At 65.0% G+C, this 14714-nt stretch carries 15 protein-coding genes; 11 read left to right on the plus strand and 4 right to left on the minus strand.

Going from position 1 to position 14714, the window contains the following annotated elements:
* Nucleotides 1-231 precede the first annotated feature (231 nt).
* Together GGD67_RS23800 and GGD67_RS23805 are read left to right on the plus strand one after the other, a co-directional pair.
* Nucleotides 232-948 (plus strand): L,D-transpeptidase, encoded by a 717-nt coding sequence (locus GGD67_RS23800; protein ID WP_179736227.1) that lies wholly within the window; start codon nt 232-234, stop codon nt 946-948.
* A 114-nt stretch (nt 949-1062) separates the two neighbouring features.
* Nucleotides 1063-1482, plus strand: coding sequence for a c-type cytochrome (locus tag GGD67_RS23805; protein ID WP_246784439.1), 420 nt, complete (start codon nt 1063-1065; stop codon nt 1480-1482).
* Here the strand turns inward: GGD67_RS23805 and GGD67_RS23810 are convergent.
* Both GGD67_RS23810 and GGD67_RS23815 read right to left on the minus strand, forming a co-directional pair.
* Nucleotides 1479-1745, minus strand: coding sequence for a hypothetical protein (locus GGD67_RS23810; RefSeq protein ID WP_179736231.1), 267 nt, complete (start codon nt 1743-1745; stop codon nt 1479-1481). The genes GGD67_RS23805 and GGD67_RS23810 overlap by 4 nt on opposite strands.
* Complete coding sequence (locus GGD67_RS23815; RefSeq protein WP_409333958.1) at nt 1738-2529, minus strand: DUF899 domain-containing protein; 792 nt, start codon at nt 2527-2529, stop codon at nt 1738-1740. Before GGD67_RS23815 ends, GGD67_RS23810 begins: the two co-directional genes overlap by 8 nt.
* A 153-nt stretch (nt 2530-2682) precedes the next feature.
* Here GGD67_RS23815 and GGD67_RS23820 point away from each other — a divergent pair, with 153 nt between their 5' ends.
* The 8 genes from GGD67_RS23820 to GGD67_RS23855 all read left to right on the plus strand — a co-directional run bounded on the left by GGD67_RS23820 (nt 2683) and on the right by GGD67_RS23855 (nt 12318).
* Entirely contained in the window at nt 2683-3903 is a 1221-nt protein-coding gene (locus GGD67_RS23820) for a helix-turn-helix domain-containing protein (RefSeq protein WP_179736236.1), read from the plus strand.
* Nucleotides 3904-3931: 28 nt separating this feature from the next.
* Nucleotides 3932-4570, plus strand: coding sequence for a PQQ-binding-like beta-propeller repeat protein (locus GGD67_RS23825; protein WP_179736238.1), 639 nt, complete (start codon nt 3932-3934; stop codon nt 4568-4570).
* Between the two features lie 141 nt (nt 4571-4711).
* Nucleotides 4712-6277 carry a DUF4403 family protein gene (locus GGD67_RS23830; protein ID WP_179736240.1) on the plus strand — a complete coding sequence of 522 codons (1566 nt, stop codon included), beginning with the start codon at nt 4712-4714 and terminating at the stop codon, nt 6275-6277.
* A 136-nt stretch (nt 6278-6413) separates the two neighbouring features.
* Entirely contained in the window at nt 6414-7523 is a 1110-nt protein-coding gene (locus GGD67_RS23835; RefSeq protein ID WP_179736242.1) for an ABC transporter ATP-binding protein, read from the plus strand.
* Nucleotides 7524-7571: 48 nt separating this feature from the next.
* Nucleotides 7572-8630 (plus strand): ABC transporter substrate-binding protein, encoded by a 1059-nt coding sequence (locus GGD67_RS23840; protein WP_179736391.1) that lies wholly within the window; start codon nt 7572-7574, stop codon nt 8628-8630.
* A gap of 22 nt (nt 8631-8652) precedes the next feature.
* Nucleotides 8653-9915, plus strand: coding sequence for an ABC transporter permease (locus GGD67_RS23845; RefSeq protein ID WP_179736244.1), 1263 nt, complete (start codon nt 8653-8655; stop codon nt 9913-9915).
* A complete protein-coding gene (locus tag GGD67_RS23850; RefSeq protein WP_179736246.1) occupies nt 9912-10739 on the plus strand; it encodes an ABC transporter permease in 828 nt (275 codons plus the stop codon). The genes GGD67_RS23845 and GGD67_RS23850 overlap by 4 nt, the downstream gene beginning before the upstream one ends.
* A 367-nt stretch (nt 10740-11106) precedes the next feature.
* Nucleotides 11107-12318 (plus strand): ABC transporter substrate-binding protein, encoded by a 1212-nt coding sequence (locus tag GGD67_RS23855; RefSeq protein ID WP_179736248.1) that lies wholly within the window; start codon nt 11107-11109, stop codon nt 12316-12318.
* A gap of 105 nt (nt 12319-12423) precedes the next feature.
* Here GGD67_RS23855 and GGD67_RS23860 read toward each other — a convergent pair whose 3' ends face one another.
* Together GGD67_RS23860 and GGD67_RS23865 are read right to left on the minus strand one after the other, a co-directional pair.
* Nucleotides 12424-12954: a PRC-barrel domain-containing protein gene (locus tag GGD67_RS23860; RefSeq protein WP_179736250.1), complete on the minus strand. Its 531-nt coding sequence runs from the start codon at nt 12952-12954 to the stop codon at nt 12424-12426.
* A gap of 226 nt (nt 12955-13180) precedes the next feature.
* On the minus strand, nt 13181-13753 hold the full coding sequence (locus tag GGD67_RS23865) for a hypothetical protein (protein WP_179736252.1): 573 nt from the start codon (nt 13751-13753) through the stop codon (nt 13181-13183).
* A gap of 180 nt (nt 13754-13933) precedes the next feature.
* Between GGD67_RS23865 and GGD67_RS23870 the strand changes: the two genes are divergently transcribed.
* Nucleotides 13934-14713 (plus strand): response regulator, encoded by a 780-nt coding sequence (locus GGD67_RS23870; protein ID WP_179736253.1) that lies wholly within the window; start codon nt 13934-13936, stop codon nt 14711-14713.
* Nucleotide 14714 lies beyond the last annotated feature (1 nt).

Genomic DNA, 14714 nt, shown 5'->3' on the forward strand with positions numbered 1-14714 from the left:
ACGAAGGATATTTCAGGCGTGTGACGTCACAGAAGTGTCGGCCCACCGTTTTGTTCGTTAACGGGCGCCTGCGGCCACGAAACTGTCATGAAACAATCCTTGCCGCCGTGAAACCGTTTTCGGTTTTCCGCGCAAATGTCCCGAAACGTTTTGCCGTTAGTGATCTTGCGCAACGGAGCACCGCAACGGTGCCGCGGTGGCCGAGACCACCGAGCAAACAGGGGCGATCACATGTTCAATCTGGACACGTTCAAGACGTTTTCGCGCGCCGTTGCTTTTGGCGCAGTCGCGGTCTCCGCGATCACATTCGCAGGCGCAGCCAAGGCCGCGCCGGTGCAGCTCTTCCCCTTCTTCCAGCCGCTGCCGCCGTTCGCCGCGCCGCAGCCGATCCAGCCCTATCAGCCCTACCAGGCGCCGACCTATCAGACCGAGCCGTCCGAAGATCAGGATGCCGTGGAGATGCCGGCACGCTTCCGTCGCCAGACCGTGTCCTACGCGACGCGTGAGGCCCCGGGCACCATCATCATCGATACGCCCAACACCTATCTCTATTACGTGCTCGGCAACGGCCAGGCGCTGCGCTACGGCATCGGCGTCGGCCGCGACGGCTTCACCTGGTCGGGCACGCAGTCCGTCACCAGAAAGGCAGAGTGGCCGGCCTGGACTCCGCCGCCGGAAATGATCGCCCGCCAGCCCTATCTGCCGCGCCACATGGCCGGTGGCCCCGGCAACCCGCTTGGCGCCCGCGCCATGTATCTCGGCGGCACCATCTACCGCATCCACGGCACCAACGCCCCCGACACCATCGGCAAGCGCGTCTCCTCCGGCTGCATCCGCATGACCAATGATGACGTTTCCGACCTCTATTCCCGCGTCAACGTCGGCACCAAGGTGATTGTGCTGCCGATGACGGAACGGAGAGCGGAGCTCGGAACCGCGACGCGCTGAACCGACAGGACATTGTGACGCAAACGGCCCCGGAACATCCCCGGGGCCGCTTTCGTTTGCCCTCGACATTCCGGCGCGCGCTTGCTGCGGCGCGGGTCCCCGATGGAGGCGCAAATGCAATCACGCCTGCAGACGTCACGAAGTTCATCGCTGCGCACGATTGCGGCCGCCGGAGCGGTGACACTGCTTCTCTCGACACCCTCCTCGCTCGCGCAGCAGCCTGCGGGCAACGAGGCAGCCCACCAAGCCTTCAACAATTCCTGCCGCACCTGCCATTCCGTGAAGGAAGGCGACAACCGTCTCGGCCCCAACCTCAACAAGATTCTGGGACGCAAGGCCGGCGCGCTCCCGGACTATAATTATTCCTCTGCGATGAAGGATGCCGGTTTCGTCTGGGACCAGGACAAGCTCACGCGCTTCATGGTCAAGCCGGACGAGGTCGTTTCCGGCAACAAGATGCAGCCCTATGGCGGCATCTCGGCGGAGGAAGCGGGGAAGATCGTTGCTTATTTGCAGGCAGGCGGGACGCCCTAACGAATCCGCCGCTCCGCAATCAACCTCAGCCACGCCGCCGAGTGAAACGCGCTCATCAAGAGATACATCGGCACCATGCCGCCGAGCACAGATTCTTGCCCGGCGCCGCACAGCATGTCCGGCCCACCCCCGATCATGGCCGTCAGCACGGCCATGATCGCGAAGGTTGGCGTCGCCGCCAAGGCCAGCCACTTGGTGAGATGGCGCGCAGCCACCACGCCATCGCGACCAGCGCCGGCCGATGCGTTGAGCGGACTAGTCACGTCCTTCCGCGGCCTCGTCGCGAAAGGCCTTCTCGCCGGCGTCGGAGATCTCGACCCATTTTTTGTCGGGCGCCGCGCCTTCGGTGTAGCTGTCGTGCCAGTTCCACCATTTGTAGGTCGGCGTCTGCGGATAGCCCTTCGGCGAATCCTCCCAGACCTCCTGGCGGCCGAGCGGCGTGATGTCGAGATAATTCCAGGTGCCGCCCATCTGCTCGTCGCCGCGGCTCTTGACGAAATAGGTGCGGAAGATGCGGTTGCCGTCGCGGTAGAACACGTTCGTGCCATGCCATTCGTCGACGCCGAAATCGGCGTCAAAGCTGTCGGTGACGGTGACCCACGGCATGGTCCAGCCCATCCGCTGCTTCAGCCGCGCAATGTCGGCCTGCGGCGCCCGCGAGGCGAACACCAGCGTGGTATCGCGGGCGTTGAGGTGCGCGACGTGGGCGACCTGGTCCGCCACCATGGAGCAGCCGCGGCAGGCGTGATCGGGCCAGCCGAACACGCCGGGCTCGAAGAAGGCACGGTAGACGATCAGCTGCCGCCGGCCCTGGAACAGGTCGAGCAGGCTGACCTTGCCGCCGGGCCCCTCGAACGCATAGGTTTTGCTCACTTCCATCCACGGCATGCGCCGGCGCTCGGCGGCCAGGGCGTCGCGGGCACGGGTATGCGCCTTTTCCTTCACGAGCAGTTGCTGACGGGCGGCCTCCCAGTCCTGCGGCGACACCACCGGCGGTGTTTGCATGCCTGCCTGTCCGTTGTTCCGTTCGTTTTGAGCTAATGTCATCATGACTCTCCGAATCTCTTGCTTGACGTCTTGCCTGGGTGATCACTCCGCGTCTCGCGGAACCGCTCGCCCTTCACCGCACCTTGTCGGCCGTCAACGAATTCTGGCACCTCGCGGTTGCGCGGTGGGAGTAACAAGTGTGGCGGGATTGACATGGAGTCGCTGATCACCGCCGCCGCGCGCGCGCTCGAGGCCGGCGATCCGCTCGGCGCTCTGAACCGCGTCGCGCTGCGCAACGATGCGCCGTCGCTGGCGCTGCGCGGCATCGCGATGGCGCAGCTCGGCGATCTCGCGAAGGCGAAGACGCTGCTGCGAAGCGCGGCGCGCGCGTTCGGTCCGCGCGAGGCGGTGGCGCGCGCCAGATGCGTGGTGGCCGAAGCAGAGATTGCGCTGGTCTCACGCGACCTGAGCTGGCCGACGAAGACACTCGCGGCGGCACGGACGACGCTCGAAAAGCACGGCGATGTCGCCAATGCCACGCATGCGGGCCACATCGAGGCACGCCGTCTTCTTCTCGTCGGACGGCTCGACGACGCCGAGCGTATCCTCGCCGAGCTCGGTACCTCTCCGCTTCCGCCTGCCCCGCAGGTCGTCCGCGAGCTCGTGGTCGCCGGCATCGCAATACGGCGGCTCAGAACCAAAGACGCGCGCGCGGCGCTTGGCCGGGCGGCCCACGCAGCGAGCCTGGCGGGCATCCCTGGGCTGACAGCCGAGGTCGAGAGCACGAACCGCGTGCTCGATACGCCCGCAGCACGCCTGATCACGCATGGCAACGAACGTCCGTTGCTGCTGGAACAGGTCGAGGAGCTCGCGATCTCGGACGCGCTGGTCGTGGACACGTTCCATCATTCGGTGCGCAGGCGAGGCACGATCGTAGCGCTCGGGACTCGCCCGGTGCTGTTCGCGCTCGTCCGCCTCCTGGCGCAGGCCTGGCCCGCGGACGTCTCGCGAGAAAAGCTCATCACCGGAGCGTTCGGCGCAAGGCACGTCGATGAATCGCATCGCGCGCGCTTGCGCGTGGAGATCGGCCGCCTCCGCGCCAAGCTCAAGCCTGTGGCCGATGTGACTGCGACGAAGCAGGGTTTTGCACTGACGCCTCGCAAGACGCGGCAGGTCATGGTGCTGGCGCGGCCCGTCGAGGAGAAGCATGCCGCTGTCCTCGCCTTCCTCTCCGATGGCGAGCCGTGGTCGAGCTCTGCGCTCGCATTAGCTCTGGGAACCAGTGCGCGCACGGTGCAGCGCGCGCTCGACGAGCTGGCGCGATCGAACAAGGTGCAGTCGTTCGGACATGGGCGGGCGCGGCGCTGGATGACGCCGCCCGTCCCGGGTTTCCCGACAGGCTTGTTACTCCCCACGCCGCTGCTGAAGACGTAAGGTAGGAGCACATCACAGGGAGCGAGACATGAAGCGTTCAGCCGCCGAGATCGTCAGGGAGTACGGGCCGTTTGAGGGCGTTGAGGCCGTGCACGGCGTCACCTATGATGGCAGCCATGTCTGGTTCGCATCCGGCGACAAGCTGAATGCAGTCGATCCTGATAGCGGCAAGGTCGAGCGCTCCCTCGATGTCGCCGCGCATGCGGGAACGGCGTTCGACGGAAGGCACCTGTTCCAGATCGCCGAGGATCGCATCCAGAAGATCGATGCGGCCTCGGGCAAGGTGCTCACCAGCATTCCGGCGCCCGGCGGCGGTGGCGATTCCGGCCTGGCCTGGGCCGAGGGCTCGCTGTGGGTCGGACAATATCGCGAGCGCAAGATCCATCAGGTCGATCCGGACACGGGCAAGGTCCTTCGCACCATCGAAAGCAAGCGCTTCGTCACCGGGGTGACCTGGGTCGACGGCGAGCTCTGGCACGGCACCTGGGAGGGCGAGGATAGCGATATCAGGCGGATCGATCCCGCCACAGGCAAGGTGCTCGAGCAGCTCGACCTGCCTGCCGGAACGATGGTGTCAGGGTTGGAGTCCGACGGCGGTGACCGCTTCTTCTGCGGCGGTGGCCCTAACGGCAATGTGAGAGCGGTCCGCCGTCCCCGGCGCGGCTAGCCCCCGACGATGACCTGAATGCACGGCAGCGATGCGGTCGCTGCCGTTAACCCGTTCGCCCCAATTCCACCCCATCGGTGCGCTCTAGCGCCCTCCTCGCCTGCCCTGTAGACTTCTGCCCCGGGGCGGCCTGGGGGATTGATGCGACTGACGTTAAACTTGAAGACCATCACGATCGCCGTCGTAGTGCTCGCGGCGTCGTTCTTCATCAGCTTGAAGGCGATGGACTGGCTGTCGCCGCGCGCGACGAATTCCGCGCCGCCGGTGGCGCAACTGCCGCCGTTGCCGCCGGTCGCGAAGAGCTCGATCGTGGTGGCGCCGGTCGCCATCGCGCTGTCGGCGATCCGCGACCAGGCCGAGAAGGCCGCCCCGCGCAATTTCGCAGGGAAGGCCGACAACCCGATCTCGCAGATCCTGGAGAACGCCGATATCGGCTGGACCGCCGTGCGCGGGCCGATGGCGACTGCCGGCGACAAGGACGTGCTGACGATCTCGACACCGCTGAGCGGCAAGCTAAACGTGACGGGCTCGCTGTCCTCGAAGGCCACAGGCGCGCTCGGCGACGCGCTCGGCAGCGTGCTTGGTGGTGACGCAGCGAAACGGATCGGCGCGGTCAACATCAAGAATTTGAACGCCAGCGCCGAGATCAAGGGCAACGTGGTCGTCACCTCGCGCCCGAAGCTTGCGGCCAACTGGCATCTCGAGCCCAATCTCGGCGCCCAGGTCAATCTCGGCGATACCAATCTCAACGTCGCCGGCGCCAAGGTCAACGTGCCGGCGCAGGTCAAGCCGCTGATCGACAAGAATGTCGGCGAGCAGATCAACATCGTCTCCGAACGCATCCGCAACGATCCCTCGCTGCGCGAGAATGCGAAGCTGCAATGGGCCAAGGCCTGCCGCTCGATCCCGCTGCAGGGCTCGGGCTCGACCGCGCTTCCGCCGCTCTGGCTGGAGATGAAGCCGATCCGTGCCATTGCCGCGCAGCCGCGCGTGGACGCGCAGGCCGTGACCTTGCTGATGGGCCTGGAAGCGGAGACGCGCGTGACGTCGACGCAGACCAAGCCGGACTGCCCGTTCCCCGACAAGATCTCGATCGTGCCGCCGACCGGCACCGGCGTGAACATCGGCGTGCCCATCGACGTGCCCTTCACCGAGATCAACAAGCTGATCGCCGCGCAGATGGTCGGCCACACCTATCCCGAGGACGGCTCCGGCCCGGTCGACGTCACCGTCAAGAGCGTCAACGTGGTCCCGTCGGGCGAGCGCCTGCTGATCTCGCTTTTGGTCCGCGCCAAGGAAAAGAAGAGCTGGCTCGGTCTCGGCGCCGAGGCGACCGTGCACATCTGGGGCCGGCCGGTGCTCGATCAGGCCCAGCAGACGCTGCGGCTCACCGACATTCAGCTCGCGGTGGAGTCGGAAGCCGCTTTTGGCCTCTTGGGTGCCGCGGCGCGCGCGGTGGTGCCGCAGATGCAACAGGCGTTGCTGCAGAGGGCGACGCTCGACCTGAAGCCGATTGCGGCGAACGCGCGTGAGAAGATCGCTGGCGTCATCGCCGACTTCCAGAAAAGCGAGGATGGTGTCAAGGTCGACGCCAAGATCGACAGCCTGACGCTGGCCGACATCGCCTTCGATTCCAAGACGCTGCGCGTGGTCGCGGAAGCCGGCGGCACGCTGAATGTGTCGGTGACGAAGCTGTCGGGGATGTAGCTCGCCTTCGCTCGCCGTATCTGGGCGCCTCTTGATCGGTTGCGCCGCTGGCATTCTGATCGGAGGGTGCTAAGCTGTTCCTCGCAACCTCGAATGAGGTGCTGACAGCACTGTATTGGGTAACGCGAGGGACAAGATGGAAGCCGGCATGGTCACGCCTGCGCCGGCACTGGTGCGCTTCTCCGGCATTCAGAAGACCTATGATGGCGAGCATCTCGTGGTGAAGAACCTCGACCTCGACATCAGGAAGGGCGAGTTCATTACCCTGCTCGGCCCGTCGGGCTCGGGCAAGACCACCACGCTGATGATGCTGGCCGGCTTCGAGGTTCCGACCCATGGCGAGATCTACCTGTCAGGCCGGCCCATCAAGAACATGCCGCCGCACAAACGCGACATCGGCATGGTGTTCCAGAACTATGCCTTGTTTCCACACCTGACGATCGCGGAGAATATCGCCTTCCCGCTCTCCGTTCGCAAGACGAACAAGGCGGACGTGGAGGAGCGCGTCGGGTCGGCGTTACGCATGATCAAGATGGAAAACCTGGCGCACCGGCGGCCCGGACAGCTGTCCGGCGGCCAGCAGCAGCGCGTGGCATTGGCGCGCGCGCTGGTCTTCAATCCGCAACTCGTGCTGATGGACGAGCCGCTAGGGGCGCTGGACAAGCGCCTGCGGGAGCAGATGCAGCTTGAGATCAAGCAACTGCACGAGACGATGGGCATCACCGTCGTTTACGTCACCCATGACCAGAGTGAAGCGCTCACGATGTCGGACCGCATCGCCGTGTTCAATGACGGCATCGTGCAGCAGATCGACAAGCCCGACGCGCTGTACGAGCACCCGGTGAACAGCTTCGTCGCCCATTTCATCGGCGAGAACAATGTGCTGGCCGGCACCGTCGAGACGGTCGACAAGGATTATTGCCGCGTCGCGCTGGCTGCCGGCGGCACTGTCACCGCGCGGGCGATCAACATATCAGGCGCGGGCGCATCGACCTCGCTGTCGGTGCGGCCGGAGCGGATCACCATTATCCCGGACGGCACCTCCCGTGACGGACCGAACCGGCTGCCGGCCAAGGTGCAAAACACCATCTATCTCGGCGACCACGCGCTGGCCGTGCTCGATGTCTCGGGGAATGCCGAGTTCATGGTCAAGCTTCAGCCGGGCGCGCATGACAGCTTGACACATGGTGCAAACGTGGTCGTCACCTTTCGCCCCGAGGACTGCCTCGCCCTCGATCCCGTCTGATCCAGCGATCGAACTCAATGCAACGCACATGAAGAAGGAACAATGACCATGCTGAAGCGCAAGATTGGCAAGATTGCTCTGGGTTTCGCCGCGGCCTTCACCGCCAGCGCCGCGCTGGCCACGGTCGGGCAAGCGCGTGATCTCACCGTCGTGTCGTGGGGCGGCGCGTATCAGGATGCCCAGAAGAAGGTCTATTTCGAACCGTTCAAGAAGGCGGCCGGAATTGCCATGAATGACGAGTCCTGGGACGGCGGCGTCGGCGTGTTGCGCGCCAAGGTGCAGGGCGGCGCCGCCACCTGGGATGTCGTCCAGGTCGAGAGCGACGAGCTCGCGGTCGGCTGCGAGGAAGGCCTGTTCGAGAAGATGGACTATTCCAAGATCGGCGGCGAGGCCGCCTATATCCCGCCGTCGGTCAATCCCTGCGGCGTCGGCGCCATCCTCTATGACTTCGTGCTCGGCTACGACAAGGACAAGCTGAAGGAGGCTCCGAAGGGCTGGGCCGACTTCTTCGACACCAAGAAGATTCCCGGCAAGCGCGCCCTGCGTCAGGGCCCGAAGACCACGCTGGAGATAGCGCTGATGGCCGACGGCGTCGCGCCGAAGGACGTCTACAAGGTGCTGGCGACCGACGAGGGCGTCGACCGCGCGTTCAAGAAGCTCGACACCATCAAGGGCGACCTCGTCTGGTGGAAGGCCGGCGCCCAGCCGCCGCAGCTGCTCGCCTCCGGCGAAGTCGCGATGACCTCGGTCTACAATGGCCGCATCGATACCGCGAACAAGAACGAGAAGAAGAACTTCGGCATGGTCTGGGACGGCGCGCTGTTCACCCTCGACAGCTGGGTGATCCTGAAGGGCAGCCCGAACAAGGACGCGGCCTACAAATTCCTGGATTTTGTCGGCAAGGCGGAGAACCAGTCCAAGCTTTCCGAGAACATTGCCTACGGCACCTCGAACAAGGACGCCGCCGGCAAGCTGCAGCCCGCCGTTCTGAAGGACCTGCCGACGGCGCCTGACAACATCAAGAACGCGGTCGAGATCAACGTCGGCTTCTGGCTCGAGAACATCGACCGCCTGACCGAGCGCTTCAACAAATGGGCCGCGAAATAACGCGCGCCGCAAGGCTCGCCCCATGACGGATGCGCTCTTGACCGGCGGCAATGCGTCGACCGAGGTGCCGCTCAAGCGCCGATTGAGGCGCGCGGAGCGGACACGCCAGGTCAAGGCGTTGGCGCTGGTCCTGCCGCTTCTCGTCTTTCTGCTCTTCACCTTCGCAGGCCCGATCGCCGGCATGCTGTGGCGCGCGGTCGATGACAGGGAGGTGCGTCAGGTTCTGCCTCAAACCGCCGCGGCTCTCGCCGATTGGGACGGCAAGGACCTGCCGGACGAAAAGGCGTACGCTGCGCTGGCAAGCGACATCGTGGCGGCGCGCGCCTCTGGCACCATCGCGATTGCGGCGAAGCGGCTGAATTACGCACTCAACGGTTTTCGCACGATCCTGACCAGCACGGCACGCAATTTGAAGACGATGCCGGAGCCAGGCTCGGCCAAGGAGACGCTCGGCAAGATCAATCCGGCCTGGCGCGAACGCGCCACCTGGACGACCATCAGGGACGCCAGCGGCCCCATCACGGGCTTCTACCTGCTGGCGGCGCTCGACCTGGTCAGGAACGTCGACGGCGCGATCGTCGCGGCCCCGCCGGACCAGGCCATCTATCGCAGCCTGTTCACCCGCACCTTCATCATCAGCCTCAGCGTCACCGCGCTCTGCCTGATCCTCGGCTTCCCGGTCGCCTACCTCCTGGCGACACTGCCGCCGGGACGATCGAACCTGCTGATGATCTTCGTGCTGCTGCCGTTCTGGACGTCGCTCCTGGTTCGCACCTGCGCCTGGATCGTGCTGTTGCAAAGCAAGGGCGTCGTGAACGACAGCCTGCACTGGCTCGGCATCATCGACGAGCCGCTGCGCCTGATCTACAACCGCTTCGGCGTCTGCGTGGCGATGACCCACGTGCTCCTGCCCTTCATGATCCTGCCGCTCTACAGCAGCATGAAGGCGATCTCACCTGCTTACATGCGTGCCGCCGCCTCGCTCGGCGCGCCGCCGTTCACCGCTTTCTTGAGGATCTACCTGCCGCAGACGCTGCCCGGCATCGGCGCAGGAAGCCTGCTCGTCTTCATCCTGGCGCTCGGCTACTACATCACACCTGCGCTCGTCGGCGGCGCCGCCGATCAGATGATCAGCTACTTCATCGCGCTCTACACCACCGAAACGGCCAATTGGGGTCTTGCTTCGGCGCTCGGTGCGGTGCTGCTGCTCGCCACCATTCTGCTGGCACTGGTCTACGGCAAGCTGGTGCAGGGCCAGCAGGTCACGGGAGGCATGAAGAATTGAGCGACAATGCTTCCCTCCGCACGCCGAGCCAGCGCATTGCGTGGACCGCAACCGTCATTGTCTCCGCGCTGGTGTTCATCTTCCTGATCGCGCCGATCCTGGCGATCATGCCGCTGTCCTTCAGTTCGGGCTCGTACCTGACCTATCCGCTTCCGGGCCTGTCGTTGCGCTGGTACGACGACTTCATCAGCTCGCCGCGCTGGATGAATTCGCTGAAGAACAGCATGATCATTGGCGTCGCCTCGACGCTGCTGTCCATGGTGCTCGGCACGCTCGCGGCGCTCGGCCTGGCGCAGTGGAAGAGTAGGTTCAAGCCGCTCGTGCTGGCCTTCGTGCTGTCGCCGGTCGTCGTGCCCGGCGTCATCACCGCGGTCGGCCTGTATTTCTTCTTCGCGCCGATCGGGCTGACCGGCAGCTATCTCGGCTTGATCCTGGCCCACACCGCGCTGGCGACGCCCTTCGTGGTGATCACGGTCGGCGCGACGCTGCAGAGCTTCGACACCAATCTTTCGCGCGCCGCCGCCTCGCTCGGCGCCTCGCCGCTTCAAGCGTTTCGCCGCGTGATCCTGCCGCTGATCCTGCCCGGCCTCGCCTCGGGCGCATTGTTCGCCTTCGCGACCAGCTTCGACGAGGTCGTGATCGTGCTGTTCATGGCAGGTCCCGAGCAGCGCACCCTGCCGCGCGAAATGTTCAGCGGCATCCGCGAGAACATCAGCCCGACGATTACAGCAGCGGCGGTGATCCTGACGGCGGTCTCGGTGATCCTCCTCGCCACCCTCGAAGGCCTGCGCCGCCGCAATGAACGGCTCAAGGCCGGCGGCTGAGCGCTCTTCCTTCTCCACGATTGCAGGGTGAGGGGAAGTCTTCGCAAGGACGACGGCAGTATCGTAGGGTGGGCAAAGCGACTTGTCCGCCGTAGCTCGAAGAGCGAAGGCGGAAGCGTGCCCACCATGTCCCTCGATCATGCTGAGATGGTGGGCACGGCGCAAGTGCGCCTTTGCCCACCCTACGATCCTGAGCTCGCTGATCCTGCTGAGCCTCATCAGCTGCGGGGAGAGGCGAAGGGAACACTGCCCGCCCCTTCTCTTTTTGCATTCCGCTATGGCGCGCATCGCTTAGCTGCCGCGGTCGATTGTCGCTAGAACAGTCCCCGCAACAAAGCCCGAACAACAACACATAGGGAGAACAACCATGCAAAAACTCATCGCCGCCGTCGCGGCCGGTTTCGCCCTCGCCGCTACGTCCGGCGCGGCGCAGGCGCAGATTTCCGACGATGTCGTCAAGATCGGCGTGCTCACGGACATGTCCAGCCTTTATGCGGACGCGACCGGCAAGGGCTCGCTCGCCGCCGTCGAGATGGCGGTCGCCGATTACGGCGCGAAGGTCGCGGGCAAGCCCGTGCAGGTGGTCGCCGCCGACCACCAGAACAAGCCCGACGTCGGCGTCAACATCGCCCGCAACTGGTACGACAACGACAAGGTCGACGCGATCTTCGACGTGCCGACGTCATCGGTGGCGCTGCCGGTCTCGGCGCTGACGCGCGAGAAGAACAGGATCAACATCAATTCCGGCGGCGGCTCGTCCGACATCACCGGCACCGCCTGCTCGCCCAACACCGTGCACTGGACCTACGACACCTATGCGCTGTCGAACGTCGCCGGCAAGGCGATGGTCAAGCGCGGCGAGGATAGCTGGTTCTTCGTCACCGCCGACTACGCCTTCGGCATGGCGCTGCAGCGCGACGCCGCCAACGTCGTCAAGGAGAGCGGCGGCAAGGTGCTCGGCGAAGTCCGCCATCCGCTCAACTCGTCGGATTTCTCCTCGTTCCTGCTCCAGGCCCAGGCCTCCAAGGCCAAGGTGGTCGCGCTGGCCAATGCCGGCGGCGACACCACCAACGCGTTGAAGCAGGCGTCCGAGTTCGGCCTGACCCAGGGCGGCCAGAAGATGATCGCGCTCCTGCAGGAGATCACCGACACGCATTCGCTCGGCATCAAGGCAACCCAAGGCCTGATCGTCACCGACGCCTTCTACTGGGACATGAACGAGGAGACCCGCGCCTTCTCCAAGCGCTTCAACGAGAAGGTCGGCCACATGCCGACCATGATCCAGGCCGGGCTCTACTCGGCGACCATGCACTATCTGAAGGCGATCGACGCCATCAAGAGCGACGAGGCGCCGAAGGTGATGGAGCAGATGCGCAAGACGCCGGTCAACGACTTCTTCGCAAGAGGCGGCAAGATCCGCATCGACGGCCGCATGGTCCACGACATGTATCTGTTCGAGGTCAAGAAGCCCGAGGAATCCAAGGGAGAGTGGGACCTCTACAAGCTGATCGCCACCGTGCCCGGCGACGAGGCCTTCCGCCCGCTCGACAAGGGCGGCTGCCCGCTGGTGACGCACTGAGAGCCGTCTCCCTCGCCCCGCTAGCGGGATGAGGTAAGAAATAGACACGACAGCGCGCCCGGCGAAAACCAGGCGCGCTTCGTTTAGGCAGTTACGCGGGCTGCATTACTCCGCGTACTTGAACTCCGGCATGTTCTTCAGCTCGTCCTTGCTGGCATTGAACACGGCGTGGTCCGGATACCACTTCGAGGTGGACGACGTCGTGGTCGCAGCCGGCCTGTCGGTGCCGGTCGCAGCGCCTGTCGTGGTCGATGCGGCGGGCTTGGCGCCCGGGTTCGTGCCGGTGCCGGTATAGGCGACGGCCTCGTTGACGAACTTCAATTTCTCATAGGGCACGGCGACCAGATGCTCGCCCATGCCGAGGAAGCCGCCGACGCCGATCACGGCAATCTTGACGTTGCCGCTCTTGTCCATCAGCAGCTCGTTGATCGAGCCGATGTTCTCGTTGGCCTCGTTATAGACCTTCAGGCCCGACATCTTCGACGTACGCCACTCGCCGGAAGCGGTCGTGGTGGCCGTCGTCGCGGTTGCCGCGGTCGGCGCCTTGTCGGTGGTGGCGGTCGGCGATTGCGCGAACGCAATGGTCGCAAGCAGTGCGGTGCCGGCGAGGCCGGCGGCGATGGATTTCGTCAGCATGTTGTCCTCTCCTTCACAGAAAAAAACTCGTGTGGAGAAAACAGCGCTGATCACACGCAGTTCCGTGCGCGCCGCAATTTCGTCGCGCGATGCGCGAGTGCGGAAACCTCGCAGGGACTGTGTCACCCAGGAACATTTTGCGGCGCACGGTTCCCCGCCGACGATCATGTGCCCTGGGTGAAGCACGATCGTGGCGAGGACCCGCGCCGACCCGCGTCGCTCAGGGTCAGCTCTTGTAGTCGATCAGAAGCGCGGAGAGGTCGGAATTGCCGGACGAGCTGCCGTTGGCGCCGTAGGACGAGCTCGATGATTGCGACTGCTGCAGCGCCTGCAGGAACTGCTGGAGAATTTCGGCCGCGGAGGCATCGGTCGACGTGCTTCTGGTCGAATCCGCAGACGACGCCGAATCCGAAGCGCTGTCGTCCGGCGGCGGACCGGGCGGAGGTCCGCCTGCACCGGCGGCGCCACCCGGCCCGCCCGGACCGCTCGCGAAGGCGGACTGAAACACGCCCCTGAGCGCTTCGGCCTGGTCCGAGGTCAGCGTGCCGTTCGACACCTCGTTCGAGATGAGGTCGTCGATCTTCGACTTCATGTCCTCCTTGGAGGGACGCGTGCCGCTCGACTGGTCGCTCGAGCGGCTCTGCTGGAGTGCCGTGTCGATGTCGGTCAGCGCCGTCGAGAGCGCTGACTGGTCCGACGACGAGATCGTGCCGGCGGACACTTCCGATTGCAATTCCTGCTGCAGCCGCTGCAGCGGCGAGGGGTGGTTGTTGGCGGAGGCCGCCGAAATCGAGGTCATGATGGCTCCGTGGATTTTGCGGGGTTTCGTCGCGGACCACGCCACGCTATGGTTAACGGCCTTAACGAGACCTTGCCGCTTCGCGACGGCGCGATTGCCGCCTGTTGCGGGAAGCCCGGCAGAAACAATCCGAAACAAAAATCTTCGCCATTTGGCCCGAATCCTGGACAAACAAAGCGCATGGCCATTCCCAATCCCAACATCCTGGTCGTCGAAGACGACCGCGAAACCCGGACGTTGATTGCGAAGTACCTGCGCAACAACGCCTGCAACGTCACCGCCGTGAGCGACGGCCGCGAGATGTCGCGCGCCATGGCCGATCACCGCGTCGACCTCATCATCCTCGATGTCATGCTGCCGGGCGAGGACGGCCTCAGCCTGTGCCGCAAGGTGCGTGCCGAGGCGCAGACGCCGATCATCATGCTGACCGCGCGCGGCGAGGACGTCGACCGCATCGTCGGCCTCGAGATGGGCGCGGACGACTATCTGCCGAAACCGTTCAACCCGCGCGAGCTGCTCGCCCGCATCAACGCGGTGCTGCGCCGCCAGGCCGCGGCCCAGGCGGCGAGCTCGATCGAAGGCGCCTCCACGCTCACCTTCGAGGGCTGGCACATCGACCTGCGCCTGCGCGAGCTGCGCAATCCCGAAGGCGCGCGCGTCGCGGTGACCAGCGCCGAATTCGATCTCTTGCGCACGTTCTGCGAACGGCCCGGCCGCGTGCTGTCGCGCGACAGCCTGCTCGACCTCACGCAAGGGCGCAGCACCGGTTCGTTCGAACGCTCCATCGACGTGCTGGTCAGCCGCATCCGCCGCAAGATCGAGCCCAATCCAACCGATCCCACGCTCATCAAGACGGTGCGCTCCGGCGGCTATCTGTTCACGCCGCGAACGCAGGTGGCGAGTCCTCAAGGCACTCAAGCAGCGAGCATTGAAGCGGTTGCGGCGCCCCTGAGCAGTTGAA

Origin of the sequence: Bradyrhizobium sp. IAR9 (genome assembly GCF_013408065.1) — a bacterium.
Taxonomy (GTDB): Bacteria; Pseudomonadota; Alphaproteobacteria; order Rhizobiales; family Xanthobacteraceae; genus Bradyrhizobium.

Bases quoted from the DNA above. Each gene is read 5' to 3' on its own strand.
- GGD67_RS23800 (WP_179736227.1), top strand. From the start codon at position 232: ATGTTCAATCTGGACACGTTCAAGACGTTTTCGCGCGCCGTTGCTTTT.
- GGD67_RS23805 (WP_246784439.1), top strand. From the start codon at position 1,063: ATGCAATCACGCCTGCAGACGTCACGAAGTTCATCGCTGCGCACGATT.
- GGD67_RS23815 (WP_409333958.1), bottom strand. From the start codon at position 2,529: ATGACATTAGCTCAAAACGAACGGAACAACGGACAGGCAGGCATGCAA.
- GGD67_RS23820 (WP_179736236.1), top strand. From the start codon at position 2,683: ATGGAGTCGCTGATCACCGCCGCCGCGCGCGCGCTCGAGGCCGGCGAT.
- GGD67_RS23825 (WP_179736238.1), top strand. From the start codon at position 3,932: ATGAAGCGTTCAGCCGCCGAGATCGTCAGGGAGTACGGGCCGTTTGAG.
- GGD67_RS23830 (WP_179736240.1), top strand. From the start codon at position 4,712: ATGCGACTGACGTTAAACTTGAAGACCATCACGATCGCCGTCGTAGTG.
- GGD67_RS23835 (WP_179736242.1), top strand. From the start codon at position 6,414: ATGGAAGCCGGCATGGTCACGCCTGCGCCGGCACTGGTGCGCTTCTCC.
- GGD67_RS23840 (WP_179736391.1), top strand. From the start codon at position 7,572: ATGCTGAAGCGCAAGATTGGCAAGATTGCTCTGGGTTTCGCCGCGGCC.
- GGD67_RS23845 (WP_179736244.1), top strand. From the start codon at position 8,653: ATGACGGATGCGCTCTTGACCGGCGGCAATGCGTCGACCGAGGTGCCG.
- GGD67_RS23855 (WP_179736248.1), top strand. From the start codon at position 11,107: ATGCAAAAACTCATCGCCGCCGTCGCGGCCGGTTTCGCCCTCGCCGCT.
- GGD67_RS23860 (WP_179736250.1), bottom strand. From the start codon at position 12,954: ATGCTGACGAAATCCATCGCCGCCGGCCTCGCCGGCACCGCACTGCTT.
- GGD67_RS23865 (WP_179736252.1), bottom strand. From the start codon at position 13,753: ATGACCTCGATTTCGGCGGCCTCCGCCAACAACCACCCCTCGCCGCTG.
- GGD67_RS23870 (WP_179736253.1), top strand. From the start codon at position 13,934: ATGGCCATTCCCAATCCCAACATCCTGGTCGTCGAAGACGACCGCGAA.